The organism is Bacteroides sp. AM41-16 (assembly GCF_003603495.1).
GTDB lineage: Bacteria > Bacteroidota > Bacteroidia > Bacteroidales > Bacteroidaceae > Bacteroides > Bacteroides uniformis.
This window is the reverse complement of sequence record NZ_QTNE01000002.1, coordinates 293,246-310,587: the sequence shown is the minus strand read 5'-3', so window position 1 is coordinate 310,587 and position 17,342 is coordinate 293,246. Positions and strand designations below refer to the sequence as shown.

At 43.3% G+C, this 17,342-nt stretch carries 11 protein-coding genes; 4 read left to right on the top strand and 7 right to left on the bottom strand.

Annotation, left to right across the window (positions count from 1 at the left end):
- Positions 1 to 12 precede the first annotated feature (12 nt).
- From DW896_RS03765 to dnaK, 6 genes are all read right to left on the bottom strand, one after another.
- Positions 13 to 864, bottom strand: coding sequence for an AAA family ATPase (locus DW896_RS03765; protein WP_243634818.1), 852 nt, complete (start codon positions 862 to 864; stop codon positions 13 to 15).
- A 2-nt stretch (positions 865 to 866) separates the two neighbouring features.
- Entirely contained in the window at positions 867 to 7,775 is a 6,909-nt protein-coding gene (locus DW896_RS03760; RefSeq protein WP_119992889.1) for a sacsin N-terminal ATP-binding-like domain-containing protein, read from the bottom strand.
- 19 nt (positions 7,776 to 7,794) lie between these two features.
- On the bottom strand, positions 7,795 to 8,031 hold the full coding sequence (locus tag DW896_RS03755; protein WP_119992887.1) for a helix-turn-helix transcriptional regulator: 237 nt from the start codon (positions 8,029 to 8,031) through the stop codon (positions 7,795 to 7,797).
- 130 nt (positions 8,032 to 8,161) lie between these two features.
- Positions 8,162 to 9,415 carry a site-specific integrase gene (locus DW896_RS03750; protein WP_119992885.1) on the bottom strand — a complete coding sequence of 418 codons (1,254 nt, stop codon included), beginning with the start codon at positions 9,413 to 9,415 and terminating at the stop codon, positions 8,162 to 8,164.
- Positions 9,412 to 9,972, bottom strand: coding sequence for a helix-turn-helix domain-containing protein (locus DW896_RS03745; RefSeq protein WP_119992883.1), 561 nt, complete (start codon positions 9,970 to 9,972; stop codon positions 9,412 to 9,414). The genes DW896_RS03750 and DW896_RS03745 overlap by 4 nt, the downstream gene beginning before the upstream one ends.
- 209 nt (positions 9,973 to 10,181) lie before the next feature.
- Positions 10,182 to 12,101: a molecular chaperone DnaK gene (gene dnaK, locus DW896_RS03735; protein WP_005831748.1), complete on the bottom strand. Its 1,920-nt coding sequence runs from the start codon at positions 12,099 to 12,101 to the stop codon at positions 10,182 to 10,184.
- Between the two features lie 445 nt (positions 12,102 to 12,546).
- Between dnaK and DW896_RS03730 the strand changes: the two genes are divergently transcribed.
- Complete coding sequence (locus tag DW896_RS03730) at positions 12,547 to 13,947, top strand: MATE family efflux transporter (protein WP_034526101.1); 1,401 nt, start codon at positions 12,547 to 12,549, stop codon at positions 13,945 to 13,947.
- Between the two features lie 53 nt (positions 13,948 to 14,000).
- Positions 14,001 to 14,576, top strand: coding sequence for a Crp/Fnr family transcriptional regulator (locus DW896_RS03725; RefSeq protein WP_005831755.1), 576 nt, complete (start codon positions 14,001 to 14,003; stop codon positions 14,574 to 14,576).
- A gap of 81 nt (positions 14,577 to 14,657) precedes the next feature.
- On the opposite strand, the gene DW896_RS03720 is transcribed toward DW896_RS03725, so the two are convergent.
- Complete coding sequence (locus DW896_RS03720; protein ID WP_005831757.1) at positions 14,658 to 15,449, bottom strand: META domain-containing protein; 792 nt, start codon at positions 15,447 to 15,449, stop codon at positions 14,658 to 14,660.
- A 195-nt stretch (positions 15,450 to 15,644) separates the two neighbouring features.
- On the opposite strand from DW896_RS03720, the gene DW896_RS03715 reads away from it, so the two are divergent.
- Positions 15,645 to 16,838, top strand: coding sequence for a saccharopine dehydrogenase family protein (locus DW896_RS03715; RefSeq protein ID WP_005831761.1), 1,194 nt, complete (start codon positions 15,645 to 15,647; stop codon positions 16,836 to 16,838).
- 52 nt (positions 16,839 to 16,890) lie between these two features.
- Positions 16,891 to 17,337 carry a thioredoxin-dependent thiol peroxidase gene (gene bcp, locus DW896_RS03710; protein ID WP_005831763.1) on the top strand — a complete coding sequence of 149 codons (447 nt, stop codon included), beginning with the start codon at positions 16,891 to 16,893 and terminating at the stop codon, positions 17,335 to 17,337.
- Positions 17,338 to 17,342: the final 5 nt, after the last annotated feature.

Sequence of the window (17,342 nt, the reverse complement as noted above, 5' to 3'; positions counted from 1 at the left end):
AAAGTTAATACTTTATTCCTTGCTGACACAGTTTAATTTACATCCTCCATACTTCTGCAAAGGCTTCTGCTTTATCAACTCGATAAGACCCTTGTTCGCCATGGTGGTGACGCAGACGGTTTTGCCAGCATCAAGATACGATGAAATCACAGAAGCGATGGTGTAACTCTTACCAGTTCCCGGAGGACCTTGTACGATACAACAATGTTCATTAGCGAGCGTGTCTATGATTGTGTCAGAAATGCCTGTTGGCTTCTGTTCATCAAATGCGAGTTCCTCGGGTGTCCATTCCTCATAATCTATAGTCGGTTCAAGGTTCAATTCATCGTTTGAAGAGAATGCATCCATATAGCTGGCAAGGTTGCGGAAATACTCTACAGGAGGAAATGGATTATGGACGATAAGTGAAAGACTTTTGCCATCAACCAACGCCTTTGACAAGATATCGTACAACTTAAAACTGAATCCAGAGCATGCAACATAGTCATAGTTGGAATCACCAGTATGAACATAGTACATTGGAGTCATGTCAGAACCAGGAGAATGAAAATCCTTATTGTCAACGAACTCATCCCAACGGCAGATCCACTCCGTAACGTGTTCACCTAATGCTTGCTTAGCACCTTTCTTAATTATGCACACGCCCTTCAGAACTTTCAAGCGTGGAGCCATACGACGAGGGCATTTGAGGATAATCATGCCTGTCTCATGCTGAATGGAATCAACATAAGCAAGCGATAATTCACCTGTCTTAAATAAGTTCCGCATCTGCGAGCGATTGATCTTTTGTTGCTCGTCGATAGCCTCTTTCACTTGGTCAGCAAAGAATGACTTATAGTTTGCAAGTTTGATATTGTCAATCATAATCAATAGTCGTTATCGTTGTAATCATCGTTACCATCTTCCGCTTCTGCCATAGCACCAACATAGTGAGCGAATACGGCATCCATATTTGTACGAGCAGCCACACGAATCAAGGTATATGCAGTACCTTTGGCATCTTCAAGTATGCCTGTATAAAGAGCCCTTACTACATCAACCTTCTCCTTGCCGGTAATCTTGATAACAACATCGTCTTTTTCTACGAGTTTCAGGAATTCCTCGGCGTTGTTAATGTAATGGAAGTTCTTGCCCTGTCCATCAAGATAAACGCAAATCTTCCACTTGTCATCAACCATCTTATTCCATACAGAAGGAGAAACATACATCACGCCACGAGCAGCACTACAAGCATGAATGTATCTGCCATCTTTAAGTTTGTGTACAGTTACATCACTCGCATTACGCACGAACTCTTCCATTGTTTCCTCAGGCTCTGCGTACATCTCATTTCTGAGGTTCTGGTACAGACGCAACTGAGCAAGATAGTTGGTGTCGGCAATCTGCTCTGGCTTGATGTTACATTGAGCTAAGAGGTCTATTTCCTCCCTCGTTGGTGGTAATGATTCCAGTTCAAGAGGCGTTCCATGTGAGCGAAGGCGTTCTAATTCCTTTTTGGTGAAAATCTTCGGATGCTTACGTGTACGAGGTTTGTAAGGTCTGTCACCAACAGGTTGATAATTCTTGTCCTTATCAACAGATCCCATGTACCCATTACTGTCAGGATCATAATCCTTATGAGGCTTGTTTGATGAAGCGTGAGACGTGTTAGACATATGAGTATTAGAAGACGTTGTGCTGGCATTATCCGTTGTGTCAACATCTTCATCAACGTCAGCTTCTACATCGTCTGTTTCATCTGTGTCATCGTAGTCTTCAATATCCTCTTCATCAACCTGTTCATATGTGTCATACTGACCAAGGTCATCTTCTGACTCTTCCTCTGCTGTAGATGACGTTGCTTGACCAACTAGTGATTCAGTTTGTTGCGACTGCTGTTGTGGACGAGAGTCAGAAGTTGACTGCTGCGATGCGGTTTGAATAGGTTCTTTTGGTGATGTCTCTGATTCTTCCCCAACTTCAAGTTCGTTAACAGTTCTTGACGTTACATCTTTATTTGGTGCACCAGGCTTGTCATCCTCGCGAATAGTTTTCGTATCGTCAATATGCTGATTTTCTGTTGATGTCTCTGTAGTTGCTTCAGTAGCAGAATCTGTTGGTTCATTCGTAGCATTGCTATAGTAATCGTTTTCTGTTTCGATAGGTTCTTCTTCCTCTGGCTCAACGTTGATGGTCAAATCCAACGATCTGAGATAAGCGCGGAACTTTTCATCGTATGCAAGTGAAGAGCAATACTTTTCGATGCACGCTTCTACAGAAACGCTATCATCAAGAACGTCTTCACATACATTATCATACACGTCAAAACCTACCAGTCGCTTCAATCTACTACAGAACTTTGTAAAGGTACGATTATGCTTCCATGAGCTTACATAATAAAGGTGGTTGTCATCGTTATAGATACGCTCCACATCATTATGTATAGTGTCATAACCGAGGTCTATCTTTTCACATACAACAAAATGATACTGCGACAGCTTTGTATTATAGCGTTCGTAGAGTTCTTGGAATCGATCTGGGTTCTCGATAGCCGACAAGATAAGCAGACGAGGTCTGAGTATGGCAACCATATCAGCTGTTTCATCTTGTTTGCCTATAGGTGTTGCCACAAAATCAGAACTTGTCAGACATTTTATCTTCAGCATGTTGCAGACCTTGACAAACGAATCTGTATCATAAGGGAAAGCACTTGTCTGCATAACAAACTCATCGCCACGGAAGATATTCCTTTCCTGTGTCGCATCTGGATGGATAGCATAAAGTTCCGTAATATGCTTCTTCTGCCCCTTACCATTACGCCATTCTGCAGTTGGCGTTTTACGATAGTTGTCAACCAAAGTCTCATCTTGAATAGGCGAAGACAGCATCCAATTAATCACTATACTGCGGAAATTAGTTTCTTCCTCTCTTGGATGCGTAACACGAGCAAGGTAATAAAGGCAATCTTCAAAAGAGAGAGCTTTACAGAAGTTGATCTTCTCAAATAATTCACGAGCATCACGATTGTCAATAGAGTCAACAATAGCTTTGCAAGGAACCTTCTCTTGCCATTGAGGTACCTTGGCACGAACAGCATAACCAGCTATGTGAGGTGTATACAACAACTCCGGCTTTTGAACAGAATTCTCTGTTGGTATGCACACGCGGTTATTGAAACATCCATCTTCTACCCAGGATTCATATTCGACCAAGCGACGAGAGAAACATTTCGACCAGAAATAACAAGCAAATGTGCGGTTTGCGAGATACTTCAAGTCCTCTCGCGTCATATTCTGATGCACGTTCTCCGCCTTGAAATATTGTTTGATGATATCCTTGTTGCCTTCGAAGATGTAAGTGTCTGAAAGATACGACAATTCAGACACACCATTTGCCTCAAAGTCGCACGTTGGAGAATATTCTGTTCCAAGTGTCAACTCATGAGCAAACTTGTATGTCGTTTCATTCGACTTGACCAGATACTTTATCTGCTTACGAAGTGTGTCATTTATGTCATACTCACTCTGTATCTTGGCTACTTCACGTACAAACTGAATGTGAATGTCTGCAACGCTATTCTCATCGGCAGTAAACTTTGCAAGATAATCCTTAACCTTTGCGTCAATCCACATTTGCTTTGTGGTAATGAGATTGCGATTACCGTACTCTTCAGAGATAGCATGAAGCAAGTCCTTATTTGCCTTTAGAATATCGGGATGAACCTCGTTGGCAAGAGTGATGTACTTGAATGGTTCAGATACAGAATCCTCATCCACATTGACGATTATTACCTGATCAAGAGTCTTATAACCAGCATATTGAGTGCGAACTCTCAACTGCATAATTTGGTATTTCCTTTCTGCCCATTTATCCTTCAGGTCTTTAAGGTGCTTGGTCATCATCGCTACAACAGAATCCAAAGACTCTGCTTCAATAGTTGAAAGCTTAGGCAAGATGTCTGAGAAAAGAATATCCTTGTTATCGGACTTAAGACCGAGTTTCCTGAACAATTTCATCCACTCTGACTTCTCGTTCTCATTGGCGGTTTCGATGTAAGACGAAGACACAAACTGCGCCTCCTTTACATACTTAGTTACCAGCGCCTCAATTTGTTCTTGCTGATAGGTGTCAGAAATGTAAAGCGATACACAATTGATAAGCGCGTTGTTATTGTCAAGCAACGGAATAGTCTTAAACTTATCAACAGATGCAATTTGCTTCTGGTTTACCTTTACCCATCGCCAGAAATCAACGTTATTGTTTATAACATTAACCGATTGACGCAAGTTTGCGTTCTGAGCAAGAATGTCAGTTGTGGTATTGATGTCAAACTTCACAATCTTGAACAGCTGACGCATATCCTGAGAGAAATCATCGGTATATTTCTGTGAGAGCACAACATACATCTTCGGACACCATGCTTTCTCGCACAGAATCTTTGCGTCCTCGTTGTATTCGATATACTGGATATTCAGTTCCCTTGCTCTTACTATGGTTCCGTCATAGGCAAGTAAAGGCATATCCTTGATGTCGTTGAAACTCATAGTATCATCAAAGAGTCTGTCTGCGTCACGCTTCAGGTATTCCAAGAATGTGAGCATAGTTGCCTCGTCAACAAGACTGGCATAGATAACCGCCTTGTTCTTGATTACAACATCTGTGAAGAACGACTTGTCTGTGAAGGTCTTAACGCCAAACTGCTGACGCAAGAACGATTCCAGTTTCTTTACCTCTTCCTTCTCACGACCTTCAAAGTAATCATTCGATAGAGCATACATCATGCTATCCTGCAACCAAGCATGATTGATATTGTCAGCATAGGTGCTGTTCTGAGCATACGCATCCTGATTGAAGTATCGCACGTCATCGTTGCAAAGATATACCTCATTTTTGTGGATGTCAACACAACGCAAGACATAATCCTTGAAAACGTTTTCCTTCAACTGCGCTTCACAACCGTACACATATTCAACAAATGCTTTGTTGGCGGCATAATTGTTTTCTATGGCAGCGTTTACTTTTGCTCGGAAATCGGTATCGCCAACTATGACAATCGTGATGAAGGAGTCCTTGATAAATTCGTTGAATCCAAGGTTAGCAAATATTGCAGTTATATTATCTTTCTCGTCATCAGCCAGGCTGTCAAAATAGATATGCGATAGTACGTTGATAACATTCTCGCCCAACCATTTCTCACGTATTAAGCCATGAGCTTCTTCGTTGAAGAAGTAGTGATAATTGGTATAGTCGGTACTTGCACCACCATCCTCGGTAATGTACGGAATCTTTGTCTTGTTAGCCTTTAAATCAACTTCCTTTACTGCAAGATAACGATAGAATGCAACAGAATTGCTTGGAACGTTAAGCAACACCATAGCATCCTCATTGGATAGAATGTAATCTATAATCATAGACGCAGCAGAGAAAGACAGGAAATACTTGTCTGCAAATGATTTCCAATTTTCATCTTCCTCAAAATTTGATCTTGATGCCTCGCAAAGATGCGGTACAAATCTACGCAAGAATCCTATTCCATTACAATTCGTGTCAAAATCATAGTAGAGACTTCCTGCTGTAAACAAATCGCCTTCGTATCCAATAAATATATTTTTCTTCGCAAACTCGTTTAGTTCATCCTCACTCAACCAATGTCTAATAAATCGTGTATTGTTTTCGGGAACTTTCAACCATGTCTGGAAATCAGTTTCCTCACATTTCTTTACAACAGCATCAACCTTTACACCAAGGCTCGAAGGAGAATGCTTGTACAAGAAATCCATGAATGCCTCCGATTGTCTTAACTCGTCAATTGGCAAGGAGTAGTCACCCAACTCCATAAGAATTATGAAGTCTTTGTCTGAAATGACTCCGTTCGCTGTCATGCCAGTCATGTCGTTAATAATATTGTCGATGCATTCAAATGTTTGTTCACCATCCTTATCCACGCATGGAACAAAGGGCTCTTCTTTTATGAGCTTTTCAAATTCTTCCTGGAATTCCTCTATAAACGTCTTATACACGCGTCTCTTCTTGCACTCATCAAAGTCTGGGATAAGTGCAAAGATAGAGTCAAGATCGTATTTTTTGCTTTCAATAAGCTGCTTGATCCAATAAAAGAACTGTTTACCTGCAATACGAGCAATAACGTGATTGAGTTCGATATCCTCAATATCATCACGCTGTCCGTTGGGCACCATATCGGTGTTCATTAGGAAATTGAAGCCCCAATCAGCCCGCTTTGCTGGCAGATAGCAATAAAGCATGGCATCATCAACTGGCATCAACTTTCTTTCAGCTTTCTTGCACGCAAACTTTACCGCAGTCTTACGGAAGTTCATGTACTTCTCAGGTATTTTCTCATAACCATCCGAACGAAGAGAGTCTGAATTTTCCAAGACATCGTTTATCTTATCTGTAATGTCCTCAGGAATATCATCTACAAGAGAATCTGATACACACCAGTCTTTATTGTCTTTCTCACGAACAATCGGTTCATCCTGACCATCAATAAAGATGCTAACCTTCTTGATGTTCGGGATAAACAATATGACGCGCTCTGATTCAAACACATCGGTAAACAAATCGATGTAGTTATCATCTCTGTCTTCGTCGGTAAGAATTTCCTTATCTCGTGGTTGGAGAGCGAACTTTACTCTGAACTCTTCGTTAGGATGCTGACAGAATACAGACTTGATTTCATTATCGATCTCATTATGTTCCGTCCAGATTGGCAATATCTGCCATGGTGTATTGATTACATCCGTAGCAGACTTGTCGAACCTGAATGTGTAATTACCAGTATTTAGGAGAACATAGTCGTTGTCAAGGAAAACTGTCTTAAAACCAATACCTTTGTAGCCGATGACTTCGGTATTGTCAGACTTCTCGCCATCATTTATATCACAAATAGCTGCAATATTCTTCGGATTGAAATATTCACCTGTATGCTCGAATGTTAAGTAGTTCTCGGTAATATGGAACTCTACATCAACAGGCAAAGGTTGAATCTTACCATCAATTTTTGTACGACGAGGATAGTCGTTAGCATTCTGCAGCAACTCATAGATGAATACTTCCTTACCGCTTTGTGTAAGTTGCTTTTTGAGAGTATCAAGCGAACGAGCAATCTTCTTTGCAGCACCTGCAGGATAACGCATAATGCCCTCGTAAAGACTGCTCACAATGTCTTTGGGGTAAATTGGTGTTATTTCCTCATGCAAGTCAATACCGAACTTGAGAGGATCGGTTTCAAGCAATACCCAAGTGAACTTGTAGTATGCATAGCGGTTGAACTCCTTGTTGCTTCTGAATGAGATAGACAGATTCTTTATACCACGTTCCTTATCTTCAATCTTTGTAAAATCAGTATTACGGATATCTGTTATCGTAAACCAACCTTCATTTCTTTGAGGCGCAAACTGACCAATAAACTGATTGTTCTCAAGACGCAATCTACGTTTGATTTTAACGACCTCCTCGGAATCTACGTATTGGGTTGCTGCACGATTGTATTGTGGTCTTCTTTGCTCTTCGTGAGATTTTGGCTTAGCTTTTTCAATTACATACCTTGTAGTTTTTTTTCCCGAGAAATCTGTCCAGAATGAAAACAATCCAGAATCTGTTAAAAATTCATAGAAATGATTGTACCCCAGATTCTTATAATTGATACCTACTTTTCCAACAGCACGTAAGAAATCATACTGGTTCACCCATCCATCACCCTTGTCAACCAGTTCAACCTTAGGCAAAGATTGATATATCTCACGTAATTTTTCTATTATTGATTTGCTAACCATATTCTATTAGATTTAGTTATTACAAGATCGTCATCATAATTTTCTGATTGTCTGTAGGTACGAGCAACTCCCGAATATCAACTTCAAGTATTCTTGTAATTTCTACTAGAGTTTCAAGAGTGGGTTGAGTTGTGTTAGTACACCATTTGCTCACTGTAGCCTGATCTTTACCTATTTGGTCAGCAAGCCACTTGTTCGTTTTCTTCTTTTCTACGAGAACTACTTTGATACGATTAATGTTTTTATTTGTTGCCATATAATTACACTCTATTGTCTTATACTTTCAAAGATATAAAATTATTTCGAAAAACAACAATATATTTTATTGTGACATAAAACTATTTACGTATTTACCTAATAATTTGATTTAGAATATAAAATTATAGTCAACAATACGGTAAATCAAGCTTAATCGTCTTAGTAGCCTCTTCCTTTTTAGCATCAACAACCTTTGCATACACTTGAGTTGTACGGACATTCGTATGACCAAGCATTTTGCTAACAGTATAAATGTCTGTTCCTCCGGCGAGTTGCAGGGTTGCATACGAGTGCCTAAAACAATGGTAGGTGATGTGCTTCGTTATTCCGGCTTCTGCAACCCATTTCTTTATCGGACGGTTAATCCATGACGGGTCTGGCAGTCCACCAAAAACTAATTGTTCGCCGTCCTTCCTTTCACCACATAATTGAAATGCTTGTTCGGATATAGGCATATACTCAACGCCTTTGGTCTTTTGCTGAGTAAAGTTCAAACGGTAACCACCATTGAATACCTCTATCTCTGACCACTTCAACTTTTGAATGTCACAATGACGAAGCCCGGTAAGTGCAGAAAAGAGGGCGGCACGCTTCAACAACGGGTCGCATGGAGTTTGAGCCAAACGGTTCAGTTCTTTAATGGTCAAGTATTCCCTACGGCTTTCTTGGCCTTGAATACCCTTGATCTTTGCCCCAATATCAACCGTTAAATAGCCGTCAATGAAAGCCTGCTTCAATGCAGCCTTGAATATGGAGAAATAAGTGGATGCCGTATTTTGCGAGATGACACCTTTCTTGCCTCCTCCCTGTGGGGCGTTCAATAGGAACATACGGAATGATTCTATCAGCTTCAAGTCAATCTGTGAGAAAAGGATGGTATCTCCTTTCGCAAAGATTTTCAACAATTCATGTACACGCTTCCAGTTGATGATAATGGAATCGGAGCTATGGGCGTGGCGTAACCGTTGCACATGGTCGAAGTAGTCTATGAAGTTGCAACGTGAACGCTCTAGCTGCTCTGCCTGTTCTGCATCCGTTTCAGAATAAAGCGAAGCGTTATCGTATTCCTTTTGGCGCAGGCTCCTCACCTTGTCGGCATAGATACACGATTCTTGGTCTAATTGAGATTTGCATTGGATGATGCCGTTCAAGTCACGCTTTGGCTTATAAGTGGTCTTGCCGTCTTTGTCGGTTCGGGCATTCCGCGACTTATCCCATATGGGAGTGGTTATAGTACGGTTCAGATATTCACGCACTCTTTGGGGAGTGGGTTTGTCTGCTTGGAAAATCGGATAAGCTTCAACATACAGATACCATTCCTCGCGGTATTCCGATTTGCGGAGTTTTACTGAAACTCGTGTATTGGCCAACGCTTTCTTCATTGCTTCATTCCTGTATATAGGTTATCAATTTCTTTCTTGGGCACATAAACGAAGTTACCTATCTGCCGGGTAGGGATAGAGTATTTACGGATATGTAGATAGACCGTACTGTCTTCTAAATGAAACTTCTTGGATATTTCGCCGATAGTATAACAGTCTTTAGGCTCCAAGCTATATAGTTTTGCAACGGGTTTGGGTTTTGTCAGAGCTTTCTTTCGTAGCGGATAGAGTTTCAGCAGTTCTTCTTTGCTGACACGGATTTGGTTAGTTCCAAGATTTATGTGCGAAATAGTCCCTTTATGTATCAGACGATACAGCGTATCTTTACTGATGCCGAACAGGGCATAGGCTTCCGACACCTTGATGTAATCTTGGTGCTTCGGGATGCTCTTTACAATTTCTTCCAATCGCTGATTCCGCTTCTCTTCGTCTTTCCTGCGCTTATACGCAATGTTGGAACAGCGTTTGGAGCAATACCACGATTCTATGGTCTTGGCAATAAACTCCTGACCGCACACTTGGCATTTCCGTTTTATTTCAAACTTTGCTGCTGGCATAATGCTGATTTTTACTTGTTTGTATTCAACCCGTTTATATTTTGTCGCAGATTTCCTACTTTTTTATCGCGGCACAAATATGGTACAAATATACAATAAAGATTCGAGAAACAAGCAAATCTATCAGAAAGTGTTAAAAATAAAGTAGGGTGTAACTCATTGAGCTATACCCTACTTTTCTATCTTTAGTTATCGTTGTTTACCGATACTTATTTCACTTCCTCAAAATCAGCATCCTGCACATTATCGCCATGCTTTGTATTATCCTGAGCACCGCCTTGTTGACCTGCATTCATATCAGGACCAGCCTGTGCACCACCCTGAGCACCGCTCTGGGCATACATTTCAGCACTTGCAGCCTGGAATGCCGTATTCAGTTCGGCCATGGCAGAATCTACGGTAGCCAGGTCTTGAGCCTTATGGGCATCTTTCAGCTTCTGCAAAGCAGCTTCAATCGGAGCCTTCTTGTCGGCAGGGAGCTTGTCGCCGAGTTCCTTCAACTGATTTTCGGTTTGGAAAATCATAGAGTCGGCCTGGTTCAACTTGTCTACTTTCTCACGCTCTTTCTTATCTGCTTCGGCATTGGCTTCGGCTTCGGCTTTCATCTTTTCGATTTCTTCCTTGCTCAAACCGCTGGAAGCTTCGATACGGATAGCCTGTTCCTTACCGGTAGCCTTATCTTTGGCAGACACCTTCAAGATACCGTTGGCGTCGATATCGAATGTCACCTCAATCTGAGGAATACCGCGACGTGCCGGAGCAATACCTGTCAGGTTGAACTGGCCGATTGACTTGTTCTGTGCAGCCATCGGACGCTCACCCTGCAATACATGGATGGTAACCTCCGTCTGGTTGTCGGCAGCAGTAGAGAATGTCTCGCTCTTCTTGCAGGGGATGGTAGTGTTGGCATCAATCAGCTTCGTCATCACACCACCCATAGTCTCGATACCCATAGACAGCGGAGTAACATCCAGCAACACAACGCCCTTAATTTCGTCCGTCAAAACGGCACCCTGCACGGCAGCACCTACGGCTACTACCTCATCCGGATTCACACCCTTGGAAGGAACTTTACCGAAGAAGTCTTCTACCAACTTCTGTACAGCCGGGATACGTGAAGAACCACCTACAAGGATTACTTCATCGATGTCCGCATTGTTCAGACCAGCATCGCTCATAGCCTTCTTACAAGGTTCCAAACAAGCTTGAATCAAGTTGTGAGCCAGAGCCTCGAACTTGGCACGGGTCAACGTCTTCACCAAGTGCTTGGGCACACCGCCTACCGGCATGATGTACGGCAAGTTGATTTCAGTGCTTGTAGAAGAGGACAGTTCAATCTTAGCCTTTTCAGCAGCTTCCTTCAGACGTTGCATAGCCATCGGGTCTTGAGTCAGGTCGGCACCTTCGTCGTTCTTGAACTCCTGAACCAGCCAGTCGATGATTACCTGGTCGAAATCATCACCACCCAGGTGAGTGTCACCGTTGGTTGACAATACTTCGAACACACCGCCACCGAATTCGAGGATAGAGATATCGAATGTACCACCACCAAGGTCGAATACGGCAACCTTCATGTCCTTGTGAGACTTGTCAATACCGTAAGCAAGAGCTGCGGCAGTCGGCTCGTTCACAATACGCTTCACTTCAAGACCTGCAATCTGACCGGCTTCCTTCGTAGCCTGGCGTTGGGAGTCTGAGAAGTATGCGGGGACGGTAATTACAGCTTCTGTCACTTCTTGTCCCAGATAATCCTCGGCAGTCTTTTTCATCTTCTGCAGAATCATTGCAGAGATTTCCTGCGGGGTATAGAGACGTCCGTCGATGTCTACACGCGGAGTATTGTTGTCACCCTTTACTACTTTATAAGGCATACGGCCGATTTCTTTCTGTACCTGGTCCCAGTTTTCGCCCATGAAACGTTTGATGGAGAAAACCGTACGGGTGGGGTTCGTGATAGCCTGACGCTTGGCAGGATCACCGATTTTACGTTCGCCACCATCAACAAATGCTACTACTGAAGGAGTGGTGCGCTTGCCTTCACTGTTTGCAATTACTACAGGTTCGTTACCTTCGAATACTGCAACGCAAGAGTTTGTTGTTCCTAAGTCAATACCAATAATTTTTCCCATGATCGTTATTTTTTTATTTGTTATTATTCTGTTTCGACGTCCGCCTCAGTGGCAGACGCCAATAAAAAGACAAACGTTGTGCCAAATTGTTCAGAGCAGCCGCAGATTTATACTTGTGGCAGTTTATCTGTCAGTTTGGCAGAATTAAAATCATTTTTTCTGTCGGAAATTACCATTTGTTAATTTCCATTCCATTCAAAAGCTCTACTTTTGTCGCCCGAATCAGAGATGATAAAACATGAACAACATTAATCATTTCCCTTGCATACCTTTAACCGTTCCTCCATGGAGAAAATATTGTTCCACCGTGGAGAAAATATCATTCCACCACGAGGGAAATATCGTTCCACCATGGTGGAACGATTAAGGATTAGTTAACATTGGGCTTAATCGTAGCAACGGAAATGATTGGTTTTCACATATTAAAGAAATAAATAAGATGAGTATGGAAAAGATGAGAGACAGTATCGACTTCAAGAACACGGACATCAAGACATTGTTCCGCAAACTATTGCTCCCTACTGTACTGGGGATGATTTTCTCCGCACTATTCGTTATCACCGACGGCATCTTTGTCGGAAAAGGAATCGGCAGTGATGCTTTGGCGGCGGTCAACATTGTGGCACCGCTATGGTTGTTTTCTACGGGTGTGGGACTTATGTTCGGCGTCGGCGCCTCTGTGGTAGCCTCCATTCATCTGTCACACGGAAAGGTCAAGGTGGCACGCATCAATATCACGCAGTCGGTAGTCATATCTTCCTTGTTGCTGATGTGCACCTCCACCCTATTCTGTTCATTTGCCCCGCAGGTGGTAAAGCTGCTCGGAGGGTCTGAACGGCTCACGCCATTGGCTGTGGAATACATGCTTTGGTTTGTGCCTTTCTCTCTGTTCACGGCATTGCTCAATTCGGGTATGTTTTTTCTGAGGCTGGACGGTTCGCCCAACTTCGCCATGATGTGCAATGTGGTGGCTGCCGTTCTGAACATCCTATTGGATTATCTGTTCATCTTCCCCTTTGGCTGGGGAATGTTCGGTGCTGCACTGGCAAGTGCCATAGGTACCACGGTAGGTGCATTGATGATAGTATTCTATCTGATGCGCCGCCGGTGCGCACTGCGCTTCCACCCCATTAAGATGAGCCGGAAAAGCATGCAACTGATGCGCCGCAACATTGGCTATATGTGCCGATTGGGTTCCTCCGCCTTCTTGTGCGAGGTGGCGATTGCCTGCATGATGTTTGTCGGCAACCAGGTGTTCATCCATTATTTGAAGGAAGACGGAGTGGCGGCATTCAGCATTGCCTGCTATTTCTTTCCTATTATATTTATGGTATATAATGCCATTGCGCAGTCGGCGCAGCCGATTATCAGTTATAACTACGGCCTGAACGAGAGCCAACGTGTCTGCCGCGCCTACTTGCTGGCACTGAAAACGGCCATAGGCTGCGGTGTATGTTTTGCCCTGGTCACAATATTCTGCAGTCCTGAAATTGTCGGTATGTTCATAGACCGCAGTTATCCGGCTTATGACATAGCGGTAAAAGGGTTGCCTTTGTATGCCACCGGCTTCGTGTTCTTTGCCGTCAACATCGTATCCATCGGCTATTTCCAGAGTGTGGAGCGTGCCAAATACGCCACAGTTATCACCCTGCTGCGTGGTTTTATCCTGCTGACAGCCTGCTTTTTCGGACTGCCCCTGCTATTGGGAGACCGGGGAATCTGGCTTGCCACTCCTCTTGCAGAAATGCTGACAACCCTCTTTATCCTCGTGATTTACATATCCGGGAAAAAGGAACATAAAGAAAAATCCGTATCTTTAGACAAGATGGGCTGCACCCCAACATAACTTTTTCATGCAAGCATAAAAGTCCTGTCTTCGGTTTACACTATCTTTGCAGCATGGAAACTATGATAAAGAAATTCTGCAAGAAGTATAAACTACCGGAAAACACTTTGCACGAACTTCTGTCACACATGGCAGAAGTTCGTTTCAGCAAGGGAGAACTCATTATCAGCGAAGGGGAAAGGAACAGCAACTTCTATCTTTTGAAGAAAGGCATCTGGCGCGCCTACTACCTGACAGACGGCACGGAAAACTCCCTTTGGTTCGCCGCACCGGGCGACACAGCTTTCTCATCGTGGGGATATGTGGACAGCGAGGTTTCCCTCATCAACATCGAATCGGTGAATGAAAGCATCGCCTATTGTATCAGTAAGCCTGAGCTGGAAGCCCTTTTTTCGCATTCCATAGACATGGCCAACTTCGGCAGAAGAATCTTTGAGCGGGAAATTCTGTCGGTAGACAGTTCCACAGTAGCCTACGGCACCCCTCCCACTGCCAAAGAAAGGTACATGACGCTGATGGAAGAGAATCCGGAACTGCTGCAGGATGTACCGCTCAAGTATCTGGCTTCTTATCTCTACATCACTCCGCAATCCCTGAGCCGGATACGCGCAGGATTAAAGAAAAAGTAAAAGACCTTTTTATGTCAAGATGCAAAAAAGGCTCTTAGCAGATTATTTCTGTAAGAGCCTTTTTTATTTCAACCTATCTTGTCAGTTCTTCACCAACACCATCACCAGGTTATTGTCAGCATCGTACAGCCCGATGCCTCCGCCTGCCAGCTTGCCAAAAGACTGAACGGAATTCAAGGCTTTCAGCACACGGCCTTCCACCTCCATATCAGGGCATGCCATCATGGTACTGATAACTTGCGGGAAAGAGATTGCCGACGGGTTTTCATCATCAACCTGGAAAGCGCCGTTAATCAGATTGCAACCCGCATTGCCGTGCAAGCGCTTTTCTGCAATATTAAATTCAATGAACGGCTGCTTCTCCATTCCGTCGGGAATAGCCTCGCCCGCAGCCTCACTAATTATCCACTTTCCTTCCAAATCAGACAACTTGGAAACGGATTCTTTCTTCTGCAACACGACTATGGGACGATTGGAAGCACCGCATAAAGCTATATTTTCCTTTCCCAGCTTCTTATACTTTTTCACTTTGTTCAAAGCCGACAACACATTATTTTCTACAGTCATATCCGGACAAGCCATACGGGTACTTGCCAAAGCGCCAAGGTCAATCGTGCCGGGCTTGGCATTCACGTCAAACGAACCCATCATACGGTTGCAACCACTGTTGCCAAATACTTTTCCAGTCTTTGTGTCAAAACCGATATAGGGAAATTCCTGACCCGGAGCAGGGACTACGGCAGTACCATTCACTTCAATAATATTCCACTCACCGCTGATGGAAGAAAGAGTTGCAGCATTTTTGGTTGATGCACAAGAAGACAAGCCCATCAACACGCTTGCCATGCATAGGGAAACAAATACTTTTTTCATTGTTATTCGTTGTTTAAGTTAATTTATTCAAGGGGCAAATATATAGAAAATAACCCAAATGCAAGTAATTTGTTTAATATTTGAAGCATTTGCCCCAAAGTATTTAGCAGGATTTTAATGTTTATCTAAGAATTAACCCTTATATTTGCTCTCCGTATTTTTTATAAACCTAATATAATAATATAGTACAAAGAAATGGGTAAAGTTCTTATTATCGGTGCAGGCGGTGTAGGTACCGTTGTTGCGCACAAAGTGGCTCAAAATCCTGATGTGTTTACAGAAATCATGATAGCCAGCCGCACCAAGTCCAAATGTGACGCTGTTGTCAAGGCAATCGGTAACCCGAACATCAAAACCGCCCAGGTAGATGCCGACAGCGTGGACGAACTGGTAGCACTCTTCAATAGTTTCAAACCCGAAATCGTCATCAACGTAGCCCTCCCCTACCAAGACCTCACCATCATGGAGGCTTGTCTGCAAAGTGGAGTCAACTATCTGGATACCGCCAATTATGAGCCGAAAGATGTTGCCCACTTTGAATACAGTTGGCAATGGGCCTATAAGAAACGCTTCGAAGATGCCGGACTGACCGCCATCCTCGGTTGCGGTTTCGACCCGGGAGTGAGCGGCATCTATACTGCATACGCCGCCAAACATCATTTTGACGAAATACAATATCTGGACATCGTAGACTGCAATGCCGGAAATCATCATAAAGCATTCGCCACCAACTTCAATCCGGAAATCAATATCCGTGAGATTACACAGAACGGCCGCTATTATGAAAACGGAGAATGGGTGACAACCAAGCCGCTGGAAATCCACAAAGACCTGACTTATCCGAACATCGGTCCGCGCGACTCCTACCTGCTTTATCACGAAGAACTGGAGTCTCTGGTGAAGAATTTCCCCACCATCAAGCGTGCACGCTTCTGGATGACGTTTGGACAAGAGTATCTAACCCACCTGCGCGTTATCCAGAACATCGGCATGGCACGCATAGACGAAGTGGAATATAACGGCATGAAGATTGTTCCGCTGCAATTCCTGAAAGCCGTCCTCCCCAACCCGCAAGACCTGGGCGAAAACTACGAAGGCGAAACATCCATCGGTTGCCGCATCCGCGGACTAAAGGATGGCAAAGAGCGTACCTACTATGTATATAACAACTGTAGCCACCAGGAGGCCTACAAGGAAACCGGTATGCAGGGCGTAAGCTATACCACCGGTGTGCCCGCCATGATTGGTGCCATGATGTTCCTCAAGGGATTGTGGAAAAAACCGGGTGTATGGAATGTTGAAGAATTCAATCCGGACCCATTCATGGAACAGCTCAACAAACAAGGCCTGCCTTGGCATGAGATTATCGACGGAGACTTGGAAGTTTGAAATTAATGATTAAACATTAATCATTATCCACTAATCATTAAACATTAACAAAGTGAATATAGGAGATAAAGCACCCGAAGTATTGGGTATCAACGAAAAAGGTGTAGAAATCCGCTTGAGCGACTATAAGGGAAAGAAGATTGTACTTTACTTCTACCCCAAAGACATGACATCCGGCTGCACGGCACAAGCCTGCAACCTGCGGGATAATTATGCCGACCTGCGCAAAGCCGGTTATGAAGTCATCGGCGTCAGTGTGGACAGCGAAAAGTCACACCAGAAATTTATTGAGAAAAACAATCTGCCTTTTACCCTGATTGCAGACACCGACAAGAAGCTGGTAGAACAATTCGGAGTATGGGGCGAAAAAAGCATGTATGGCCGCAAATATATGGGAACGTTCCGCACAACTTTCATCATTAATGAAGAAGGTATTGTAGAGCGTATCATCACTCCGAAAGAAGTGAAGACCAAAGACCATGCGGCACAAATTTTATAATCATT

Excerpts from the sequence above, each read along its gene's own strand:
- DW896_RS03765 (WP_243634818.1), bottom strand. The coding sequence starts at position 864 with ATGATTGACAATATCAAACTTGCAAACTATAAGTCATTCTTTGCTGAC.
- DW896_RS03760 (WP_119992889.1), bottom strand. The coding sequence starts at position 7,775 with ATGGTTAGCAAATCAATAATAGAAAAATTACGTGAGATATATCAATCT.
- DW896_RS03755 (WP_119992887.1), bottom strand. The coding sequence starts at position 8,031 with ATGGCAACAAATAAAAACATTAATCGTATCAAAGTAGTTCTCGTAGAA.
- DW896_RS03750 (WP_119992885.1), bottom strand. The coding sequence starts at position 9,415 with ATGAAGAAAGCGTTGGCCAATACACGAGTTTCAGTAAAACTCCGCAAA.
- DW896_RS03745 (WP_119992883.1), bottom strand. The coding sequence starts at position 9,972 with ATGCCAGCAGCAAAGTTTGAAATAAAACGGAAATGCCAAGTGTGCGGT.
- dnaK (WP_005831748.1), bottom strand. The coding sequence starts at position 12,101 with ATGGGAAAAATTATTGGTATTGACTTAGGAACAACAAACTCTTGCGTT.
- DW896_RS03730 (WP_034526101.1), top strand. The coding sequence starts at position 12,547 with ATGGAAAAGATGAGAGACAGTATCGACTTCAAGAACACGGACATCAAG.
- DW896_RS03725 (WP_005831755.1), top strand. The coding sequence starts at position 14,001 with ATGGAAACTATGATAAAGAAATTCTGCAAGAAGTATAAACTACCGGAA.
- DW896_RS03720 (WP_005831757.1), bottom strand. The coding sequence starts at position 15,449 with ATGAAAAAAGTATTTGTTTCCCTATGCATGGCAAGCGTGTTGATGGGC.
- DW896_RS03715 (WP_005831761.1), top strand. The coding sequence starts at position 15,645 with ATGGGTAAAGTTCTTATTATCGGTGCAGGCGGTGTAGGTACCGTTGTT.